A 20509-nucleotide genomic window follows, 5' to 3' on the forward strand; every position below is an offset into this window, starting at 1 on the left:
GCGAATCGCGCCGCCATTACTCTTTTGAAATATTATGTAGCGTAAGCTACAACATAGCGCTACATATTTTAATTATGGTTGTTTAAATTACAGCAATTACCGATCAAATAAACTACAAAAATCCTTAAAAGCATTGCTAAGCAACACTTTCAAGAATCCTCCTAGTTTGGGTTTGAGTGCAAAGCGCTATAAATGATCAAAATTTATAGTTCGAGACATATATTTTAAGTATTTATACTGGGGGATTCAGGTTCCATTTAATGGAACTGTAAGTTCAGACTGGTAATTCAGTTAAATTTAGTACTCCAATTCCATGCAAGGTAGTCTCAACAATCCCTATAAGTTATTGCAGGTTATTGCTCAAAGAGAGCTAACAGGATGTCTATCGATATCCATCCCGCAAGACGAATCAATTGGTTGGCAGTTATATGTTGGAGGTTCTCGGTTATATTTTGCCACAACCATTGGTTATAGACCTGAGCGCTTTGGGTTACTTTGGCAACAAATAAACCCAGATCTGCCATTACCAAGACTTAGTGCCGACAAATCAGAATACGAAAGTCTTTATGAATGGCAACTGGAGCATAATCTTTCCCTTACTGATTTTCGTCGATTGCTGCTCAGTTTATCTAGAGAAGCGCTAATCCATGCTATTTCGCATACTAACGCCTATGTGAAATTTGAATCTAATCTCTGTATCAAACCTGTCCTAATTGCCGCACCATTATCGGATTTAATTAAACCGATTGTTAGTCATGTGCGCTTTTGGCAAAAACTCCACACCCACATTTCCTCTCCTTTTTCGCGAATCTATCTCGATCGCAGTAAAGTTAAAGACTTTAGTCATTTCTGGGAAAATGCTAATCACATTCCCTCAAATGCTCAAGGGGCGATTGGAGCATCTCCAAATGTTAGCTTACAAAATGTGAGCTTGACAGTTTGGTTGGATATCTTAGAGCAGAAGCTCAGCATCTACGAAATTTGTCACCAGATCGGCAAAGAACCTCATGTGTTATCAACTTGGTTGAGTCCATTGATTATTAATAAAACTTTGGAGGTTTTTCCCTCGGCAACAGGTGAGGCGATCGCCTTTCAAGCCCCCACAGGTCCATTGATAGCCTGTATCGATGATAGCCATACAGTCCAGCGTCAGGTCAAAATGGTACTAGAAATGTCTGGATTTCAGGTACTGGGGATGACTGATCCTACTACTTGTCTTACTTCATTGGTAAGGCAAAAACCTGCATTGATTTTAATGGATATTACGATGCCAGAAATCGACGGATATGAACTCTGTACAATGTTACGTCAATCACGACATATGCGAAATGTACCAATTGTCATGTTTACAGGGAGAGATGGACTCATTGATCGGATGAGAGCGCAACTCGCGGGAGCTACTGACTATGTTACCAAGCCTGTAAATGCGGATAAATTGATTACTAAAGTTCAGCGACTCCTTCAGAATAGTCAAGGTTCAAGTAATCAATTAATTAATGGGAATATAGATGTGAAGATGGGCGGCTCTTAGAGTCGTTTAACCTAATTCAAGAATTCTCAAAGTTACGTCAAAATCAATCAATCAAAATCTAAAAACACTGACAACTCTATGAAAACTGTACTTGTTGTGGAAGATGGACATGCCGAACAGCAACTTATTTCCAGCTTATTATCGCGTTCTGGATTTGATGTTATTTTACAAGGAAATGCTGAAGATGCTTGGCAATGGCTATCAAGTCATACGCCACCAAATTTGATTGTTTTAGATGTGATCATGCCAGGTCAAAGCGGACTTGATTTATGCCGCACCATTCGCAATCAAGATCAGTTGAAACAAATTCCGATTATCTTTTGTACATCTAAGGATCAAGAATTTGATAAGTTTTGGGCTTTGAGACAGGGAGGGAATGCTTATTTGACCAAGCCCTTTGCTCCAAAACAACTGCTAGACACAGTTTATCAGCATGTTAATTAGAAATTGCAGATTTACTTGTTAAATCGATTTGGTCAGTTATTTAAGAATAATTCTATGATTCAAGAATATTGCCGACTTAGGGTTTCATCATTACTGCGGATTGCTATCCCTGTAGACTATGTTGATGAGGTTTTACAGTTGCAATCTCAAGATATTAGTCCGATCCCAGCAGTCCATCCTTGTCTGCTGGGGGTCACTAATCAACGGGGTAGTTTGCTATGGGTTCTGCACTTGGAAAAGTTCTTTGGGATTCAGCCGATGCCTTTGGCAAAACCAATTATGGCGATCGCCCTACGTCTTGCCATGCCAGATGGAGAGATCCGTCGCCTTGCCTGTGTCGTGATGGGGCTGGAAGAAATCATTACCCTTGATCCACAAAAGCTCTTTCCTGTGCCAGATAAGTTACCGCCACGCTCGAAATCTTTATTGTTAGGGTTAGCGAAGATTGATGGCAATACCTATGGAATTGTCAATATCAATGAGATTTTTCGGATTTTAAATCCTGATGTGGGTATTAGTGAAGAGAGCGCTAAATTAGTTGGTATTTCCACAGCATAGGGACTTTTAGGTGAACAATGCGTTGCATTGTTCACCTAACTTCAATTTATCTATTCAATTCAATAAATCCTAATAACTTCTATGACACCCAATAACGATACTTTAGTCTCAACAGTGATGTCTGCTAATGGCAATGGCTCAGGACATGCTAATGGCAACGGTAATTCTCCGCAGGGAAGTGATCCGATGGCTCGGATTCTCTATGCCTATGACTTAGAAAGTCAGGGAGATGTGAATGCAGCTAGAGCGATTTATCAGCAAATTATTGATGAAGATCAAGATGGTACATATGCCGCGATCGCGATTAAGGCGATCGAAGCTATGGGTGAAGAGCAAAGTACTGTCGATACATTGCCAATTAAAGAAGATCCGCAAGCGATCGCGATCGCTGCTCACCCAAAATCACAGACTGCTGCACCAGCACCAGTATCGAAGTCATCACCTAAAGGCAAAGAGATTCAGAAACCTAAGAAGGTGGTGACCAAATCCTCAAAGTCTTTGTCTCAGACCCAATCTTCACCACTCAGATGGTTCTATGATCTACCTGTCGGACGCAAGCAGTTTACGGCTCTATTAGTTTCTGAATTTCTTTCGCTTTCATTGGTCGGTTTTGGGGCATTCTTAATTGGACGTTCTTTGCAGGATCAGTTATTCAAACAGGCGCAGTCAGAAGTGTCGGTTATGGAGATTAACTACAACATCAAAATCAACCAGATGGGATTTGGCTTTCGAGGGCAGTCGGATAACGCGGCGGTAATCAATGCGGCGAGTCTATACTCTAGCAAGCAGCCGATTCCAGCACCATTAAAAGAACAGGTGAAAAAGATTCTGGAGAACGAAATCAAGGCAAGAAAGATTGAATATGCGACGCTGGTGGGTGCTGATGCGAAGGTGATTATTAGTGCTAATAGCGATCGCTCAGGGCAAGACTTCGATCCGAATAATCTAGTCAGTGATATTCTCAAAGATCCCAATCAAATCAAAGCGACCGCCATTGTCAGTGCTGATGATCTCCAAAAAGAAGCACCACCTCTACCTAATGGATTTACGCCGACGGATTCTCTTATTCGCTATACAGCCACAGCCGTTAAAGATCCTACTACCCAGAAAATTATTGGTGTACTAATTTCAGGGGATATTGTCAATAAAAAAGCGCCAATTGTGGAGAATACCCTCAAGGCTCTCGCCGCAACCTCACAAGCTACGGGTAAAAAAGGTTTAGGGGGCTATGGTGCTGTCTACTATCGCAACTCATCGGGCGAATTTGCGATCGCTACTTCAGTCGAGCAACCTAACTTTGAGACTAGTAATCCTAATTTGCCCATTTCAGGAGCAGCCGCAGATGATTTACTCAATCGTGCAGTAACAGCCGCCAATGGACAAACCGTGACAGGTCGGGTTTTAGTTGGGAATACTTACTACACGATGGCGGCGAGAGCCGTTCCCAATCGCATTGTCGAAACAGATACAGGTAGTGTACCGATGTATAGCAATACTCCTGTTGGTATCTTGGTGCGCGGTACACCTGAAACCGAAATGAATGATTTATTGAAAAACACATGGATTTCTCTGAGTATTTCGGCGGCGATCGTCATTCTATTGGATATTTTGTTGGCAAGATTTTTGGATCGGGTGGTTGCCAAGCCTGTGCAGTCGCTCACCCCGATCGCTAAGCAATTTACGTCAGGCGATCGCAAGGCAAGAGCAGCGATCTTTGCCAATGATGAAATTGGAGAGCTAGCTCAATCCTTTAATAGCATGGCCGATAGTATCGAGATGTCTGAGAGAACGCTCGCGCAACAGTCATCATCCAAAGAACAGGAAGCCGAAATTCAACGTAAAGAAAAGGAATTGCTGCAAAGGGAAGTTATTAATCTGCTCTTGGAAATTGAAGGCGCACAAAAAGGTGACTTAACTGCTGAAGCTAAGGTAACTGACGGCGTAGTGGGATCGATTGCCGATGCCTTTAATGCCACGATTCGCAAATTAAGGAAATTGGTGGAGGAAGTCAAATCTACGGCTATCCACGCGGGATCTCTGGCAAAGGAAAGCGAAAACTCGGTGCAGAAATTTTCCAGTGCATCGTTAGCACAGTCTGATGGGATCGCCCAAGCCCTCGAAGCTGTAGAGCAGAACTCTCAATCGATCGCCCAAGTTGCTAAATCCGCTCAGGATGCAGCAGGTGTGGCAAGACGAGCCGCGATCGCCGCCCGTGAAGGTGACGTAAGAATGGATCGCACTGTTGGCAGTATTAAAGCAATTCGGTCTACGGTTGCTGCTACTGCCAAAAAGATGAAGCAACTAGCCGAGTCATCGCAAGAGGTTTCGCAAATTGTATCGATTATTTCTAGCATTTCTGAAAAAACCAACTTACTTGCCTTCAATGCATCGATTGAAGCGGCAAGGGCTGGTGAAAATGGACAGGGATTCCGTGTAGTTGCCGATGAGGTGCGGCGCTTAGCTGACCGAGTGACTGATGCAACCAGAGAAATTCAATTGCTGGTTACCAATATTCAGCATGAGACTACAGAAGTTTTAAAGGCGATGGAAGTAGGGACAGCGGAAGTTGTTGCGGGTACACAGTCGGTTGAAGAAACTAAGGACACATTGAAGGACTTGGCTGAGTTGAGCCAGACTATCGATAACTACTTACAGACGATTTCTAGTAGTACGATTTCGCAAACCCAAGTCTCTCAAAAGGTGAATAGTATTATGGAAAACGCCAATGCGATCGCCCAATCCACAGCAACGGACACCCAGACAGTTGTTTCCTCGCTGCAAGTTTTGGTGGGAGTAGTTGATGAGCTACAGACATCTGTGCGTCAGTTCCGTCTAGAAAAATCTGCGTAATCACAACTTGCAATATTATGCCAATGAGAACTTTAAATCCAGAGGTTTTACATGAGATTGCGATTGAAACTCGTCAATGCTTTCTCAACGAGGATGCACCTGTCTATTTAGCAAATTTCCAGAAAGGGCTAGCCCAAATCCAAGCGGGACAACCTAACTATATTTTCTTGATGCACGCGGCGCATTCTCTCAAAGGCGGCTCAGCGATCGCGGAATTGAGTAGTCTTAGTGAACTTGCCCATAAATTAGAAGATATGTTGGAGATTTTGCAACATCACGAATTTTGCGATCGCACCACGATTGCTGAGGTTTTGAGTAATGGTGTTGATGAAGTGGCGGCAGTACTGGCTCAGGCGAGTAGCTTACCTGCTAATACTTTAGTTGATATTCAGATTGATCGAGAACTTTTACAGAGGTTAGATGCGTTATTAGCGATCGTTACGGATCAGCAAAAAGAACCATTAAGGATTCTGGAAAGTAACTATGGAGAATCTGAAAACTTACCTTCTAAAAACCTAATAAATAAACCTCAAAGTTTATTGCAAGTCACATCTCAAATTGCCGCATCTCACAATAAATCAGTTACGAATAATCTCAATATTCCAAATGAAGATATAAATAACAATATAAATAATCCCAAGCCAACGATTAGTTCTATTGTTATATCTTCTTTAGAAAAAGATTTGGAATCCTGTATTCAGCAAGTAGAAACTCAATTATTATCTAGTTCTACCTTATCCGAAACGACAATTAGAGAGGAGCTACAATATTTTTGTGAAGAATGTCTTCTCCTTGGCGATACCTTGAGACTGGATTGGCTTGTTAAGATTGTGGAACCATTTGAAGCGCATCTTCAGCAAGAACCAGCGATCGCCAGTCTCTTGTCCGAAGTGCAAGTCGTGATCAGTAGCTTGCGATCGCAACGTCTGCAATATCTATATCCAGAACCACTATCTATAGAGCAAGCCTCAGAACCAGTCTCAGAATTAGCACCTCAGCCAATTTCTTTACCATTAGAAGCAAAAGCGATCGCCACGCCTCAAACTGGAACTGAAGGGTCAGCGATCTCGGCTACCTCTACCGAAGCAATTTCCTATTTGCGGATTCCCTCCTCGCAAATTGAGAGTATGACCAACACAGTCGCAGAAATGATTTTGCGTCATGAGCGGTTACTGCGACAACAGCAACAATTAGGGCAAACCAATAAAAACTTACAGGCTCTGGTGTTGCAGATGATTCCGTTACAGGAACAAGTGCAAACTGTTTATGATCAACTGGCGATCGCTACGCCAATAGTCAATCAAACTGATGCTAAATCAGAATATCAAGTAACTAATCAAGCAGAAATAAATATCATAGATGATGATTTTGATCAATTAGAACTTGACCAATATTCTGCTTCTCATAGTACTCTCCAAAATCTACAAGAAGTTTTACTCAGAGTTCGAGAAAGTCGTTCTGACATTGATCTTAGCTATCGAGATTTAGGTGAAGAAATTGAATACTTACGACAAGATTTGGATCGCCTTTATGCTCAACTTACGCAGTCACGACTTGTCCCTTTTAAAACCATTGCTAGTCGGTTTATTCCACAACTGAAACGTCTCTGTCAACGCTATAACAAACAAGTTGAATTAGTCATTCGCGGCGAAGATGTTCTTATTGACCAAGTTATTTTAGAGCAGTTACAAACACCACTTAATCATCTATTAATCAATGCTTTTGATCATGGGGTAGAACCACCTGAAATTAGATTATCATTAGGTAAACTAGAAGTAGCTGTGCTTACTTTGAGTGCAACTATTACTGGAAACCAAGTTGTAATTTCTCTGCAAGATGATGGTGATGGCATTAATCTTCATAGCGTCTATAAAAAAGCAGTTGAAAAAAATATTTGTCCATCCGAAATCCCGATCGGTAAAATCCCTCGTCAGGAAATTCTCAATTTTATATTTCAGCCTCACTTTTCTACACGTAATATTGTGAGTGATATCTCTGGGCGCGGGATGGGATTAGACATTGTGCGATCGCAGATCAATCGGTTGCGCGGCAATATCCAAGTTGAAACATTACAAGGTCAAGGTACAACTTTTACGATTCGGTTGCCGCTTGGGTTGAGTCTGATTACCTTACTAATCTGTGCGATTGGTGAAAATCTGATCGCTATTCCTGCAAATGATGTATTAGATATTTTCCCCTATGCTGAAGCTCAAGTTTCTAATGCGAGTAATTCCATAGAAATTGCTTGGCGGAAAAAGTTTATCCCATTAATTCATCTCAAGCAAGCTCTACCCTATAGCTATCAAAATAGTGAATCATTAAATTCTAAAGTTTGTTTAGTCCTCAATCGTAATGATCTGCCGATCGCCGTGGCGATCGATACGCTTATTGAAGAGCGACAATTAATTCTGAAACCCTTTGATCGCAGTGTGGTAACTCCTAATTATCTAGCTGGTTGCACCATTTTAGGTACAGGACAAGTTGTACCTGTTTTAATTCCTGATAATTTGAATGTGCTGATCCAAGAGAACAGTATCAAACATAGCCAAAAAGCCAAAAATCAATTATCTAATCAGGGTTCCAATCAAGGCAAAAAAAATATTCGTCAAGAGGTATCTCCAACAGCAAGCAAAACAATTTTGATTGCCGAAGATTCGATCGCTACTCGCAATATGTTGGAGCGGGTATTAAAACAATTAGATTTTGAAGTGATCGCCTGTCGCGATGGGCAAGAAGCGATCGATGTCCTGAATCGCGTTGAAGGCAAAGTGACAATGGTGATTTCTGATGTGGAAATGCCAAGAGTGAATGGATTTAATCTGCTCCAAACTATTCGTACCCATGACCTTTGGTATACGATCCCTGTGGTGATGCTGACTTCGCGCACAGGCGATCGCCATCGTCAGAAAGCGATCAGCCTTGGCGCAAATGGATATCTCAGTAAACCAATTGTCGTCGGTGAATTGATTGATTGTTTAGGTGAATTGGTGCAGTAAACACTTAAAAGCCCTGCTTTGCAGGGCTTTTAAATGTTTAGATCGTTCCTTTAAATAATCCTTGCGGTTTGAAGAGCAATACTAAAATCATAATTACTAAACCTACGCCTAGTTTATATTCTGTACCAATGCAGTATTTCTGTAATTCTCCCAAAGCCGCAGGACAAGTGGTCGCAACTTCTTGAGAAATACCGACAATTAAGGCTCCAGCGATCGCGCCATAGGGGTTACCAATCCCCCCCAAAATCACTGCCGCAAACATGGGCAAGATCAAGAACCAGCCCATATTTGGGCGCAAATTGGTAATCAGTCCGTACATGCTGCCACCAAAGGCAGTCATGCCTCCTGCAATTACCCATGTCCAGATAATCACCGCATTGACATTGATCCCCGCTACTTTTGCTAGTTCGGGATTGTCGGCAACTGCTCGCATCGCCTTACCAATCTTGGTGTTTTGCAATAAATAGTAAAGCCCTGCAATGATCGCGATCGCGGCGACAATCACCACCATTTTATTGCGGGTGATGGCTAAACCAAACACATCGATCGCAGGGAAAGTTGGCAAATTGTATTTCTGTGGTTTTGCACCCCACACGAGGACGATCACATTACGAATCACCAGTGCCAGACCAATCGAGACGATCATCATCGTGGTTGAGGTGGCGCGTTTGGCGCGTAATGGTTGCCAGAGGATTTTTTCGCAGATTAGGACGAGAACGATGGAGATAGCACTGCCAAAGGCGATCGATACCCAAATATTGAGGTTAAGGGTGGTATTGGCAAGAAAAGCTAGATATGCACCGAGGGTGAGAATATCCCCATGAGCAAAATTGGCAAGGCGTAGGATGCCATAGGTAAGCGTTAAACCGACTGCGGCAAGCGCAATAATACTTCCGACCGCAATCCCATCAACGGTTGATTGCAGGACTGATTGCAGAACTTCAGGCATTGAAAGAATTTAATAGAACTTTATTGTTACTCATAGTAACGTTTTCCAGTTCGTGTAAGTAGCTAGGCGCAATTAAATATAAAACCCTAAGCCCTATGACGAACGCGCAGCTTTCACCATAGGGCTTTGCTCTGGTTTTTAATTATGCCCCCCGACTTAAAGGAAAGTGTGTTATTAAATTTATTTTGTAGTTTGGATGGATGAAATCACTCAAACTTCACGCGCTTATACAAATCTTTTAACCTGATCTCTAAATTCATTGATGTCAATTTAATCACAGATTCTTCTCCCTTATGGGTCATCAATACCCATCTATCCTCTGACTCTTTGACGTAGTGATCAACTTCATAGCCATTTTGATAAACTAAAATATATTCCTGAAAAGTAGGAATAGAGCGATATTGACGAAATTTACTATCATGATCATAGGTTTGGGTGGAGTTGGATAGAATTTCCACAATCAAACAGGGATTGGTAACTTCCATCTGTTTTTGATCAACAAAGACTGGTTCACCTGCAACAACCATCACATCAGGATAGGTATAACGATTATATTCAGGCATCCATAGCCGCATATCGCTCATGAAGACAGAATATTCTAGATCTTCCAAAGCTAACAAAAGCAGAGCGTGAAACTTACCTGTCAGAATATTGTGATTTGCAGAAGCACCTGCCATAGGAATAATTTCTCCATTAATAAATTCACTCTTAAATTCCGCTTTTTCTTCTAAGGCTAAATATTCCGATGCGGTATATCGCTTTGTAGCTGCTAAAACCATATGCGATCGCCTCCTAAAAATTGACCATTGGCAAGATTATAACTAATCGCGATCTCCCGCAATGTAAAATAGACCTAGCTCAAAACTTGATGAAAGTCTAGGTCTGTAAACGTTCAACAGTTACTTAACTCCGAAATCTTGAAAACTGCGCGTTATCGGGGTAACAAGTTTGATGTGGTGCATAAACTTTGAGATTAGGCGATCGCTATTAAAATCAACAGATATTCTTGTCATTTACTCTTATTTTTAAGTATTTTCAAGTTATAGTCATAAATAATTCTCAAAATATCAACATACGAGGGGGCAATTTATGTCTAATGATGCTCTAAAGCCCGATCTCCATGCAATCCAAAAATCTGTGGTTGATGTTTTGACTCAAGTTCGAGATTTGATGAACTATGCGAGTCAAAAGTTAGAGTCATCAAATGGCAAAGAGCTTCGCTATGCAGAACACGCTAAAAGCATTGAAAATGAGATTACTAAGGTCAAAAACTTAGAGCTCCGCATGGCGATCTCTGCTCCCATGAAAGCGGGTAAGTCAACAATTATTAATGCGATCGTGGGGAAAGATATTTTGCCAAGTCGTTATTCTAAATATCACTAATATAGAATTACAATAGAAAACAATTAATAAAAAGGAATATAGTTCTTATGGCAATTACTATAGCTGCGATTAAGCATATGGGCTTTGAGGAAATCCCAAATGGAATGATAATTGAAGCTACGTTTAGTTTAGTTAAAGTCTATCAAGTTGAAGGAATTCTTATAAAAGAATCTGAATCCAATGCTTTTGCAGATTTATGTTATAAGAGTACCGAGTTTTCCTTTGTATTTGGAAACAGCCTAAATGAAATATATCAATATCTATTTAAAGAAGATCTGGTTGAAGATGAAAATAAATGGTTGGAAGAGAATAAAACAAAGCCACCTTTTCTAATTCTTGATGTCAGTTTAAACAAGTTTTTTACTTGTAAATCAGGCTATTGGAAAAAAGATAAGGATAAGAATCTGACTTTAACTTGGAACTGTTTTCCAGAAGCCAAGGAGTCTTTGATAATGAAAAGCTCGGAGATTACACCTCAAATAATCTCATCTCTATCAGTTCATTTGTCTTTGCTCCATCAACCCATTCGATTCAAATCAATACTTACTGATATCTGTGGAAAAACAAAGTCAGGAGAAAATATTTGTGATGTCCTAATAGAAACATCAATAACATTCTTTAGTTCCAAAATGATTAGTCCAGCCGAGATAAAAACGAAAATACAGGATTCACTAAATCTTTATGGTAAATTAGATCATAAAGTAAGCTCATTTCTGCATTCAGCTCTTAATGAAAATGATAGGCTTAAAAAGTTTTTAAATTTTTTCTTTGTAATTGAAATTTATACACATCAGGCATTTAAAAAAATTGACTTTCGGAACTATGTTAAGTGCGTAAACCAAATTCCAGATAGAGTTATGATCTCGGGGGAAAAGTTTTTCCTAGAACGTCAGGCAGAAAGTAAAACACTTTCACAACGCTTTCATTGGTGTGCAATATTGATTTGGGATAATATTGATGACAATGATATTGAAAATTTTAAATCAATTAAAAAAGTTCGCGATAAAATTGCTCATGGAGATGATATTCCTGAAAATTCATTACCTATAGATATGATAGAAACACTCTGCCTAAAGATTCTTTATTGTCATTGCTAGAGAGTGAGAGTATATCATTACATATTATTCGTTATAGAAGACAATTATGCGTAAATAAGGAAAAGAGATAATGCACTATAAAATACTTATATATTGGAATTCAGAAGATGAAGCCTATATTGCCAAAGTGCCAGAACTAGAAGGATGTATGGCTGACGGTGCAACCTATTTTGAAGCCCTTAGCAATGTCCAGATCATTATGGAAGAATGGATTCAAACAGCAACAGAACTAGGTAGACCAATTCCTAAACCTCAAAGCAAATTAGTTGCTGCTTAAAAATTAAATTGTCAATCAAACTCTAAAACTATGACAAAACTAACCCTTGATTTGCAAACCTCAGCCGAAGTATTAGGCACAACCCCAGATCATTTTCTAGCATGGCTACAAAGCGAACAGCCTAGCGGCATCATTACCTTAGACACTCAGCCCCAAGTATCTATCTTCACCCTTGCCCGTATCCTTGACACAACAGCCCAAGAGTTACTTGATTTACTATCAATTTCTAAGAATAGAGATTTGTTAGAACCACAAGTTAACTCATCAACACAAGAGATAGACTCCGAAATTCCCATTTGGGAAAGTTTTACAACTTTTGCTCAATCTCTCCCTCCAGAAGTTCTCGATCGCTTACCCACCGATGGAGCCGCTAATCATGATCATTATCTGTACGGTTCACCCAAGCAATCGACATAAATATGAAACAAATTTTTGTCGATACTTTTTACTGGATTGCACTATGCAATCAGCGCGATCAATGGCATCAGCAAGTTGTCAACTTCAGTCAGCAACTCAAAGGAGTAAAACTGGTAACTTCTGACGCAGTACTCAATGAGTTGCTCAACTACTACGCACAATTTGGCTCAGAAATGCGCTTAGGAGTTTCTCAAAGAACTAGAGAAATTCTCAGAAACAAAAATATTCAAGTCATAACCCATACCAGAGAAGTCTTTATTGAGGGACTAGATCTTTATGCCAATCGTCTTGACAAGGGCTATAGCCTTACTGATTGTATGTCAATGATCATCATGGATCGTCTCAAAATCACAGAGATTTTGACCCACGATAAGCACTTTACCCAAGAAGGTTTTCTGATCTTATTTCAAGGAGAGAGAAATGTCTAAACCTGTAGACTATTCAGAAATTCTCAAGAGAGTAGTATATGATGCAACCATTCATCAACCAAGCATACAGGCGATCAAGCTTTATCCAGTTTGTGATCTTGAGTCGGGTCACTTCGTCGTTCTTGCAACAGGATTTGACAAACAAAAATGGATGGACTTTGTACTATTTCATGCACGACTAATCGAAAAAGATAACAGCGATCGCCAAATCATCATCGAAGAAGATAACTTTGAGGAAGGATTAGTTAATACACTCATCGAAGCAGGTATTAAAAAAGAAGATATCGTTACCAGTTGGCAATCTAATAATTACTCTATAGGTTTACAAAAATGAGTAACAAAAAACTTGATAGCTTTCAATTTAATCATCATGTCTTTAGCGTTACAAGCCTAACCGAAGAAGATACAGAAGATAAAACCTATTGGCTTCATAAAAGTCCACGCGATCGCCTAATAGCCTTGGAATATTTACGACAGATAATGTATAGCTATGATCCAAATACCACAAGACTTCAGAGAGTTTTTGAGATTGCTCAATTACCACCACGTTGAGTATTTGCTCATTGGTGGATATGCAGTTGGCTACTATGGCTTTGTTAGAGCAACTGGAGATATGGATATTTGGGTAAAAATTGCTCCAAGTAATGCTATCCAAATCGTTAAAGCTTTACAAGAGTTTGGTTTCGCAGTACCAGAGCTTTCCTATGAACTGTTTATGCAGGAAGAGAAAATTATTCGGATGGGAGTTCCACCACTAAGACTCGAAATTCTCACTACTATCTCAGGCGTTGACTTTGCAAAATGTTTTCAAAATCGTTTGACCGATCAAATTGATGGAATTGATGTAAATCTTATAACTCTTGAAGATTTAAAGATCAATAAAAAAGCTAGTGGAAGACTGAAGGATCTGTTAGATCTTGAGAACCTCCCCTAAAATACACAGTAATCCTAGATAGTGCGCCTTTTTGAGACGCACTATCTAGGATTTATTAACGATCGCTAATCGGCTTATAAGTTACATCATGCAGCCCTGTATAAACCTGCGTTGGACGGAAAAGACGATTATCGGAAAGTTGCTCCTTCCAATGCGCTAGCCAACCAGGGACACGGGCGATCGCAAAAATAGTCGTAAACAAATTACTAGGAATACCAAGCTTTTTGTAAACCAATCCTGAATAGAAATCCACATTCGGATGAATTCCTTTACTAGATAGCTTCTCAAAGGCTTGCTTTTCTAGTTCTAGGGCAATGTCATAGTAAGGATCATGACCAAACTCGTCGAACATTTTATGTACTAAGTCCTGTAAAACGATCGCACGAGGATCTTTGACTTTATAAATACGATGTCCAAAGCCCATTAGCTTCTCTTTGCGCTCAATCTTGCGCTCAAGATAAGGTGTCACATTATCAACTGAGCCAATTTCTTCGAGCATCATCATTACTTGCTCATTTGCGCCGCCATGCAAGGGCCCTGCCAAAGTCCCGATCGCCGAAGTCATCACCGCATAGGGATCAGTCAGCGTCGAAGCAGTTACCAACGCCGCAAAGGTCGAGGCATTAACTGTATGTTCGGCATGAAGAGTGAGACACACATCGAAAATACGAGCTGCGAGAGGATCAGGAACCTGCTCATTTAACATGTAGAGAAAATTAGAAGCATAGTCCAAATCATCACGGGGCATCACAGGATCATTACCCTGACGCATCATATGAAAAGCCGCCACCATCGTTGGCACTTTTGCTAGCAGTCTTACTGTCGCTTGATAAATGTAGTCTGCATCATGGAAATTACCCAAAGGATAGAACATCCCTAATGCCGCAACACTTGTTTGCAGTGCATCCATCGGATGAGCATTATCGGGAAATGACTTAATCATGTCGCGAATGCGATACTTAATTCTTCTTCTATGGGTGAGATCATGCTCAAATTCTTCTAGTTCCGTAGCTTTTGGCAATTCACCGAAGATTAGTAAGTAGCTGGTTTCTAGAAAATGACTATGCTTGCAAAGATCCTCAATGCGGATACCTCGATATTCAAGCAAACCTGCTTTCCCATCAACATAACTTATATTTGACTGGGTTGCAGGAACCCCTTCTAAACCAGGCTTATATTCTCCGATCGCCATATTTCAGCTACCTTACAAGATTAGTTTTGTTTATTTCTTAGCTTATTTTATCGCTATGTATGCTTATGACTGTGCATACCTAACAATAACCCTCAAATATTAAGAGAGGACGCAATGCGTCCTCTCTTAATATTTGGGTTTTACGCCGAAATTATTGAAAAGGGTTGTTGCCTTGCTTGCCAAATAGAGAAGCTTCACCCTTGATTACGGCTTTGCCGAGGTTAAAAGCTGCCCAAAAAGCCACTAAGACAATAGGACCTAATACGACTAATACTCTCCAATCCATATATTTATACCAGTTTAAATAGAAATTGCTTTTAGACTTTATTATGACAGCAAAGCTGAAAATTGAAACCTCAAAAGTAGATGTGTCAGCAATTCTCATTATGAAAACAATTATGGTTATTGCAGCGCCTACGGCGCTGCAATAACCATAATTGTTTTTTTGAGGTTTTGCCAGTTCGTGATATATGTCGTTGGTCTAAATTTTAATTTTTATGGAATACTGGCAAGCTTTTATATTGGGAATCGTGCAGGGACTAACTGAGTTTCTACCGATTAGTAGTACGGCTCATCTGAAGGTAGTTCCTGCAATTTTTGGTTGGCAAGATTCGGGTATATCCTTTGATGCGGTAATTCAGCTTGGTAGTATTGCGGCGGTGGTTGGCTATTTCTGGAAAGATCTCAGTAATATTACGTTAGGTAGTATCAAGGCTGTTCGATCGCAAAATTACAAGTCCCAAGAATTTAAATTAGCCGTAGCGATCGCCTTAGGGACAATCCCGATATTGCTAGTCGGATTGCTGATTAAAATTTTTGTCCCAGATTATGACAAATCGCCTTTGCGGAGTTTGACAGCGATCGCGATCGCCTCAATTGTGATGTCGAGTTTACTGGCTCTCGCGGAAATCTTGGGACAACGCCAAACCAAAGAAAAGCGTCATTTTCAAAGAGTGCGGGTAATTGATGGGATTTTAATGGGTTTAGCGCAGGCTATGGCGATTATCCCTGGGGTATCGCGATCTGGTTCAACCTTAACCGCAGGTTTGTTTTTGGGATTAGATCGCGTTGCTGCAACGCGATTTTCGTTTTTGCTGGGTATTCCTGCGATTACGATTGGCGGAGTAGTCGAATTTATTAGTATTGTCAAAAAAGGTTTTGGTGATATTGGTGTGGGACAACTGGCGATCGGGCTATTCTCATCGGTAATTTTTTCGTACTTAGCGATCGCATGGTTGCTTAAGTTTTTCCAAACCCATACGACTTGGGTGTTTGTAGGCTATCGCTTGGTTTTTGGAGCTTTATTACTCACTGCTATAGGCGTGGGTTGGCTCAAATAAAACCCAAATAATTGATAAGTGACACTTCGTGTCACTTATCAATTATAAATAAATTTTCAGCAATGCTTTTGATAAAAATCGGTTTCATACATGAAAGAACCAAATAAATTTTCGCTGTGCGAAAATTTATTTGGTTCTTTCATGTATAGTTATAGATCGCACGATCTTTCATGCTCGGATCGGGTTATTTAGAAAATTGGTAAAACTAGTTCCAACTAATTTCCCAATACCTGTACGGCATCTACTGAATACTTAAAAACCATGAGTTACGCAATCATTGAAACAGGCGGTAAGCAATATCGCGTCGAAGTCGGCAGATTTTATGACGTTGAGCTACTAGAAGCCGAAGAAGACAGTAAATTGACCATTGATAAAGTTTTGTTTGTCAATATGGATGGCGATATTTCCATTGGTCAGCCCATCGTTGATAGCGCTAGCGTAGAAGTTACCGTAATGCGCCATCACAAGGCGAAAAAAGTAATCGTTTACAAAATGCGTCCTAAAAAGAAAACCCGCAGAAAGAATGGTCACCGTCAGCCATTGACTAGAATTATGGTTGAAGCAATCAATCTTAGTGGTACAGCCGCTTAAACACAAATAAACGGAGCTTTACTCCGTTTATTTGTGCATCTTTTAAATATTAAGAGGATACAAAACAAATGGCACATAAGAAGGGTACAGGTAGTACAAGAAACGGTCGTGACTCTAATGCTAAGCGCCTCGGTGTAAAGCGTTACGGTGGTCAAGTCGTTAAGGCTGGTAGCATCCTAGTCCGTCAACGCGGTACTAAGTTTCACCCAGGTAACAACGTTGGTCGTGGTAGCGATGACACATTGTACGCAACCGTTGACGGTGTTGTAACTTTTGAGCGCTTTGGCAAAACCCGCAAGAAAATTAGCGTTTATGCACCTGTAGCTGTAGAAGTTGCAGAAGCAGAAGTTGCTTAATAACCTAAAAAAGTAGCGCGACGCGCTAACTTTTTTAGAAAAATGGAGCCTGTGCTTTGCACAGGCTCTATTTTTGTGTTTTTAAGGATTCGTATTGCAGCAAAAGGCTTTTGAGCTTTTCGATTTGAATTGGTTTGCTAATGTAGCCACTCATCCCTGCATCACGACAGAGATGTTGATCATCATCGGTAGCATTTGCAGTCATCGCCACGATCGCCACTGGGGGGAGTTGACGTTCGGATTCCTGCTTACGAATATACTTAGTTGCCTCTAATCCGTCCATTTCAGGCATTTGAATATCCATCAAGATCAGATCGTAGGATTTATCAGCGATCGCCCTAATTGCTTCTTCACCGTTATTAACTATGTCCGCTTGGTAGCCTAAGTGAGTTAGTACCCGTTTAGCAACTTTCTGATTGACAGGGTTATCTTCGGCTAACAATATGTTGAAACTAGATAAAGATGAGTCGAGATTTCCTGAAGTATCCATAGTTGTATGGTGTTAATATTTCCTGTCTGAAATCGTCGGTGCGATCGCTAGATTTGTTTAACCCATAATCTGCGGTACGCGGAAAAAGTCTTCTTCGCGATCGGGAGCGCAATTGAGTAATGTCTCGCGATCTTCAAAGGGTTTTAATATATCAGGACGGGTAATATTGACCGTATTAACGGCTCTAGTTGTTGGTTCCACTCCTTCTAGCAAGGGATCGAGTTCATTTAGCTGCTGAAAATAGTCCAGAATGCTATCTAGTTGCTTAGTAAAAGAAATTTCTTCAGCTTCAGTTAATTGCAAACGTCCTAAATGGGCTACGTGACGAACTTGCTCTCTATCGATCATGATTTTTATATATATTTAAGCAAATAATAATATCAAAACAAGGGGCTTAAGCCCCTTGTTTTAAGACTTTGGTAAAAGAACTATGCAAATCTTCTATGACTGTCTTCTGAGTGAATAAGTTAGTGATGCGTGGCAGAGCCGCGCATCACTAACTTATTCACTCTATTGGATGACAAGGAATAACTCTAGAAAAATAAGTTAATGTCGGCTCTACCAGTAGTTTTTAGCCAGTTTTGGGCTTCGATATAGTTGTTAGGGGCAAGACGAATCGCTCTTACCCAATGATCAGCAGCAGTGTTGAAATATTCTTCGGCTTGTTCTTCGTCTTGAGCATTTTCGCCTTTATGGTGATAAATCACGGCTACGTTGTTGAGAGCTTGGGGCATTCGCGGATTGAGGTCGATCGCCTGTTCATAAAACTCTAGAGCCTTGTCATGATCACCATTGCTGGCATGAATCAAGCCCATGTTGTAATACACGTAGCTGCGATCGTAGGAATTTTCTTCAAGCTTGAGCGCTTCTTCATAGTTAGCTAATGCTTCGGCATATTCGCCATCACCTTGAGCCGACATACCATCACGGTAGTAAGCAAATGCTTCTTTTTCTTTCTGACTAGCAGGAAAGAGTTTTAAAATCGTGTCGGCAATAACGGTAAAGGTTTGATCGACGAAGTTGTCATTACGTTGCGATCTAGGCATAGTTCTTTATAAATTTGCAGTCAGTGTTAATTAGCATATCAAAAGCTTGATAAATTAAAACTCATAAAGATTAGGAGGAAGCTATTCTCATTATAAAAATCGGTTTTTTGAAAGTCCGCCGTTGGCGGACTTTCAAAAAACCGATTTTGGTGTTTCCAGCGCCTTCGGCGCTGGAAACACCAAAATCGGTTTCATAATGAGAATTGCTGATTAGGAGGCTCGCTTCGCGAGCCTCCTAATCCTAGCTAGATGCGCTAGTGTAAAAACGTAGGGCAAAGCGCCAAAAACGATTTGAAATAAAGAGTAAGCCGATCGCTAAGAACATAGAACCCATAATCCACATTGGTTCTCCTCGTCCTAAAAGGGTTTCAGAGGGAACAGTAGTCAAAAAGGCGATCGGTACAACAAAAGTAAAAAAGAAGCGATAGGAAGCGGGATAGGCTGCCATCGGATATCGACCAGCCTCCATTAAGCCGCGTAAAACTTCGGTAACGTTATAAATTTTTACAAACCAGATGCTAGTCGCGCCGAGGATGAACCAAATACTGTAGAGACTAAGGAAACCAAAAGTTAGCGGAATTAAGCCCAAAAGATAATTGCTCAGACTTAATCCTAGTTTGTTACCTGCGTAAAGCAAGATGCCACAACCAAAGATTAAATTCGGAAATCCCCAAGGTGATATGGCTCTTGCCGACAGCCAGAACTGACTGCTAATCGGTTTTAAAAGAACAAAATCTAATGTCCCACTCTGAACATGATCAACAATTTTGCTTAAATTCGGCGCAAGAAAAGTACTCGAAAACCCTTCTAAGATTGTGAATATACCCAGCACCACGATCGCTTCTTCCCATCGCCATCCTGCAAAAGTATAACCAGTGCGATAAAACAAAAACAGCCCAAACAAACTTCCCGCCAAATTGCCAATACTGCTCAAAGCCGCGATCGCAAAGTTAATCCGATATTCGAGCTCGGCGGCGATCGCCGTTGACCAGAATAGTTTTAATGCGTGGAGATATTTACCCATAATTATCTTCAACACAAATTACAAACATTGATTAGAGCCTAGCAGTTTTATGAGATCGGCTAAGCCGATCTCATAAAACTGCTTTTATCTCCAAGTCCAATGTTTGCAATTTGCTATTTTTGCAATTAATTTAGGCTTAGGCGTAACCACGACCTCTAGGGCGATCGTTACTACGCTCAGCACGAGGCTTAGCCTTATTAACGCGAAGGGTTCGTCCCATCCATTCAGCTTCGTTTAGCGCCGCGATCGCCGCTTCTTCCTGAGCATCGTCCTCCATGTCCACGAAGGCGAAGCCCCGAACCCGACCTGTTTCTTGGTCGGTGGGCAATTGCACGCGCTTTACAGTGCCGTAGTCTGAAAAGACGCTTGTTAAGTCGTCCTTAGCAGCTTGATAAGACAAATTTCCAACGTAAATAGTCACAGTCAGTTCGCTCCAAAAAGAGATCGATACAATAATTTAGCCAGTCTTCGGAAAAGACTCGCTCGATCCGAGATCTCACAAATCCAACCTAAATTTCAGCTTTGATATAGTTTACCTTTTACCCGCAACAATTTGCGTAGGCTGTATTACAAAGCTTTGTACAACTAATGGTAAAGAGATCTCAA

General features: G+C 40.7%; 25 protein-coding genes. 16 read left to right on the forward strand and 9 right to left on the reverse strand.

Annotated features, from left to right (window positions below):
• Nucleotides 1–313: 313 nt before the first annotated feature.
• The 5 genes from B9G53_RS01815 (at nt 314) to B9G53_RS01835 (ending at nt 8379) form a co-directional block, all read left to right on the forward strand.
• A complete protein-coding gene (locus B9G53_RS01815; RefSeq protein ID WP_094528615.1) occupies nt 314–1531 on the forward strand; it encodes a response regulator in 1218 nt (405 codons plus the stop codon).
• A 78-nt stretch (nt 1532–1609) separates the two neighbouring features.
• The gene (locus B9G53_RS01820; RefSeq protein WP_094528616.1) at nt 1610–1975 is read left to right on the forward strand and encodes a response regulator transcription factor; all 366 of its coding nucleotides are present in this window, start codon (nt 1610–1612) and stop codon (nt 1973–1975) included.
• A gap of 54 nt (nt 1976–2029) precedes the next feature.
• Complete coding sequence (locus tag B9G53_RS01825; RefSeq protein WP_141211675.1) at nt 2030–2533, forward strand: chemotaxis protein CheW; 504 nt, start codon at nt 2030–2032, stop codon at nt 2531–2533.
• A gap of 81 nt (nt 2534–2614) precedes the next feature.
• Nucleotides 2615–5383, forward strand: a complete 2769-nt coding sequence (locus B9G53_RS01830; protein ID WP_094528618.1) for a methyl-accepting chemotaxis protein — start codon at nt 2615–2617, stop codon at nt 5381–5383.
• 23 nt (nt 5384–5406) lie between these two features.
• Nucleotides 5407–8379 carry a response regulator gene (locus B9G53_RS01835; RefSeq protein WP_176453052.1) on the forward strand — a complete coding sequence of 991 codons (2973 nt, stop codon included), beginning with the start codon at nt 5407–5409 and terminating at the stop codon, nt 8377–8379.
• Between the two features lie 37 nt (nt 8380–8416).
• On the opposite strand, the gene B9G53_RS01840 is transcribed toward B9G53_RS01835, so the two are convergent.
• Both B9G53_RS01840 and B9G53_RS01845 read right to left on the reverse strand, forming a co-directional pair.
• The gene (locus tag B9G53_RS01840) at nt 8417–9328 is read right to left on the reverse strand and encodes a branched-chain amino acid ABC transporter permease (protein WP_094528620.1); all 912 of its coding nucleotides are present in this window, start codon (nt 9326–9328) and stop codon (nt 8417–8419) included.
• Nucleotides 9329–9534: 206 nt separating this feature from the next.
• Nucleotides 9535–10107 (reverse strand): Uma2 family endonuclease, encoded by a 573-nt coding sequence (locus B9G53_RS01845; RefSeq protein ID WP_094528621.1) that lies wholly within the window; start codon nt 10105–10107, stop codon nt 9535–9537.
• Between the two features lie 310 nt (nt 10108–10417).
• On the opposite strand from B9G53_RS01845, the gene B9G53_RS01850 reads away from it, so the two are divergent.
• The 8 genes from B9G53_RS01850 to B9G53_RS01885 all read left to right on the forward strand — a co-directional run bounded on the left by B9G53_RS01850 (nt 10418) and on the right by B9G53_RS01885 (nt 13864).
• Nucleotides 10418–10711 carry a hypothetical protein gene (locus tag B9G53_RS01850; RefSeq protein WP_094528622.1) on the forward strand — a complete coding sequence of 98 codons (294 nt, stop codon included), beginning with the start codon at nt 10418–10420 and terminating at the stop codon, nt 10709–10711.
• Nucleotides 10712–10758: 47 nt separating this feature from the next.
• Nucleotides 10759–11808 (forward strand): hypothetical protein, encoded by a 1050-nt coding sequence (locus B9G53_RS01855; protein ID WP_094528623.1) that lies wholly within the window; start codon nt 10759–10761, stop codon nt 11806–11808.
• A gap of 70 nt (nt 11809–11878) precedes the next feature.
• Nucleotides 11879–12085: a type II toxin-antitoxin system HicB family antitoxin gene (locus tag B9G53_RS01860; RefSeq protein ID WP_094528624.1), complete on the forward strand. Its 207-nt coding sequence runs from the start codon at nt 11879–11881 to the stop codon at nt 12083–12085.
• A gap of 30 nt (nt 12086–12115) precedes the next feature.
• Nucleotides 12116–12502: a hypothetical protein gene (locus B9G53_RS01865; protein ID WP_217901489.1), complete on the forward strand. Its 387-nt coding sequence runs from the start codon at nt 12116–12118 to the stop codon at nt 12500–12502.
• Nucleotides 12503–12504: 2 nt separating this feature from the next.
• Nucleotides 12505–12930, forward strand: a complete 426-nt coding sequence (locus B9G53_RS01870; protein ID WP_094528625.1) for a type II toxin-antitoxin system VapC family toxin — start codon at nt 12505–12507, stop codon at nt 12928–12930.
• Nucleotides 12923–13264 (forward strand): element excision factor XisI family protein, encoded by a 342-nt coding sequence (locus B9G53_RS01875; RefSeq protein WP_094528626.1) that lies wholly within the window; start codon nt 12923–12925, stop codon nt 13262–13264. The genes B9G53_RS01870 and B9G53_RS01875 overlap by 8 nt, the downstream gene beginning before the upstream one ends.
• The gene (locus B9G53_RS01880; RefSeq protein ID WP_094528627.1) at nt 13261–13482 is read left to right on the forward strand and encodes a hypothetical protein; all 222 of its coding nucleotides are present in this window, start codon (nt 13261–13263) and stop codon (nt 13480–13482) included. The genes B9G53_RS01875 and B9G53_RS01880 overlap by 4 nt, the downstream gene beginning before the upstream one ends.
• Nucleotides 13421–13864, forward strand: coding sequence for a DUF6036 family nucleotidyltransferase (locus B9G53_RS01885; protein ID WP_094528628.1), 444 nt, complete (start codon nt 13421–13423; stop codon nt 13862–13864). The genes B9G53_RS01880 and B9G53_RS01885 overlap by 62 nt, the downstream gene beginning before the upstream one ends.
• Nucleotides 13865–13919: 55 nt before the next feature.
• Here the strand turns inward: B9G53_RS01885 and B9G53_RS01890 are convergent, their stop codons facing one another.
• Complete coding sequence (locus B9G53_RS01890) at nt 13920–15056, reverse strand: citrate synthase (RefSeq protein ID WP_094528629.1); 1137 nt, start codon at nt 15054–15056, stop codon at nt 13920–13922.
• Nucleotides 15057–15207: 151 nt separating this feature from the next.
• Nucleotides 15208–15342, reverse strand: coding sequence for a photosystem II protein Y (locus B9G53_RS01895; RefSeq protein ID WP_094528630.1), 135 nt, complete (start codon nt 15340–15342; stop codon nt 15208–15210).
• A 211-nt stretch (nt 15343–15553) separates the two neighbouring features.
• Between B9G53_RS01895 and B9G53_RS01900 the strand changes: the two genes are divergently transcribed.
• The 3 genes from B9G53_RS01900 (at nt 15554) to rpmA (ending at nt 17343) form a co-directional block, all read left to right on the forward strand.
• Nucleotides 15554–16396 carry an undecaprenyl-diphosphate phosphatase gene (locus B9G53_RS01900; RefSeq protein WP_094528631.1) on the forward strand — a complete coding sequence of 281 codons (843 nt, stop codon included), beginning with the start codon at nt 15554–15556 and terminating at the stop codon, nt 16394–16396.
• 261 nt (nt 16397–16657) lie between these two features.
• Nucleotides 16658–16987, forward strand: coding sequence for a 50S ribosomal protein L21 (rplU, locus tag B9G53_RS01905; RefSeq protein WP_094528632.1), 330 nt, complete (start codon nt 16658–16660; stop codon nt 16985–16987).
• A 68-nt stretch (nt 16988–17055) separates the two neighbouring features.
• Entirely contained in the window at nt 17056–17343 is a 288-nt protein-coding gene (rpmA, locus tag B9G53_RS01910; protein ID WP_009629204.1) for a 50S ribosomal protein L27, read from the forward strand.
• A 67-nt stretch (nt 17344–17410) separates the two neighbouring features.
• Here rpmA and B9G53_RS01915 read toward each other — a convergent pair whose 3' ends face one another.
• From B9G53_RS01915 to B9G53_RS01935, 5 genes are all read right to left on the reverse strand, one after another.
• Nucleotides 17411–17833, reverse strand: a complete 423-nt coding sequence (locus B9G53_RS01915; RefSeq protein WP_094528633.1) for a response regulator — start codon at nt 17831–17833, stop codon at nt 17411–17413.
• A 57-nt stretch (nt 17834–17890) separates the two neighbouring features.
• A complete protein-coding gene (gatC, locus tag B9G53_RS01920) occupies nt 17891–18181 on the reverse strand; it encodes an Asp-tRNA(Asn)/Glu-tRNA(Gln) amidotransferase subunit GatC (RefSeq protein WP_094528634.1) in 291 nt (96 codons plus the stop codon).
• Nucleotides 18182–18366: 185 nt separating this feature from the next.
• Entirely contained in the window at nt 18367–18879 is a 513-nt protein-coding gene (locus tag B9G53_RS01925; protein ID WP_094528635.1) for a photosystem I assembly protein Ycf3, read from the reverse strand.
• Between the two features lie 241 nt (nt 18880–19120).
• Nucleotides 19121–19903, reverse strand: coding sequence for an ABC transporter permease (locus B9G53_RS01930; protein WP_094528636.1), 783 nt, complete (start codon nt 19901–19903; stop codon nt 19121–19123).
• A gap of 136 nt (nt 19904–20039) precedes the next feature.
• On the reverse strand, nt 20040–20324 hold the full coding sequence (locus tag B9G53_RS01935) for an RNA-binding protein (protein ID WP_094528637.1): 285 nt from the start codon (nt 20322–20324) through the stop codon (nt 20040–20042).
• Nucleotides 20325–20509: the final 185 nt, after the last annotated feature.

The organism is Pseudanabaena sp. SR411, from assembly GCF_002251945.1.
GTDB lineage: Bacteria > Cyanobacteriota > Cyanobacteriia > Pseudanabaenales > Pseudanabaenaceae > Pseudanabaena.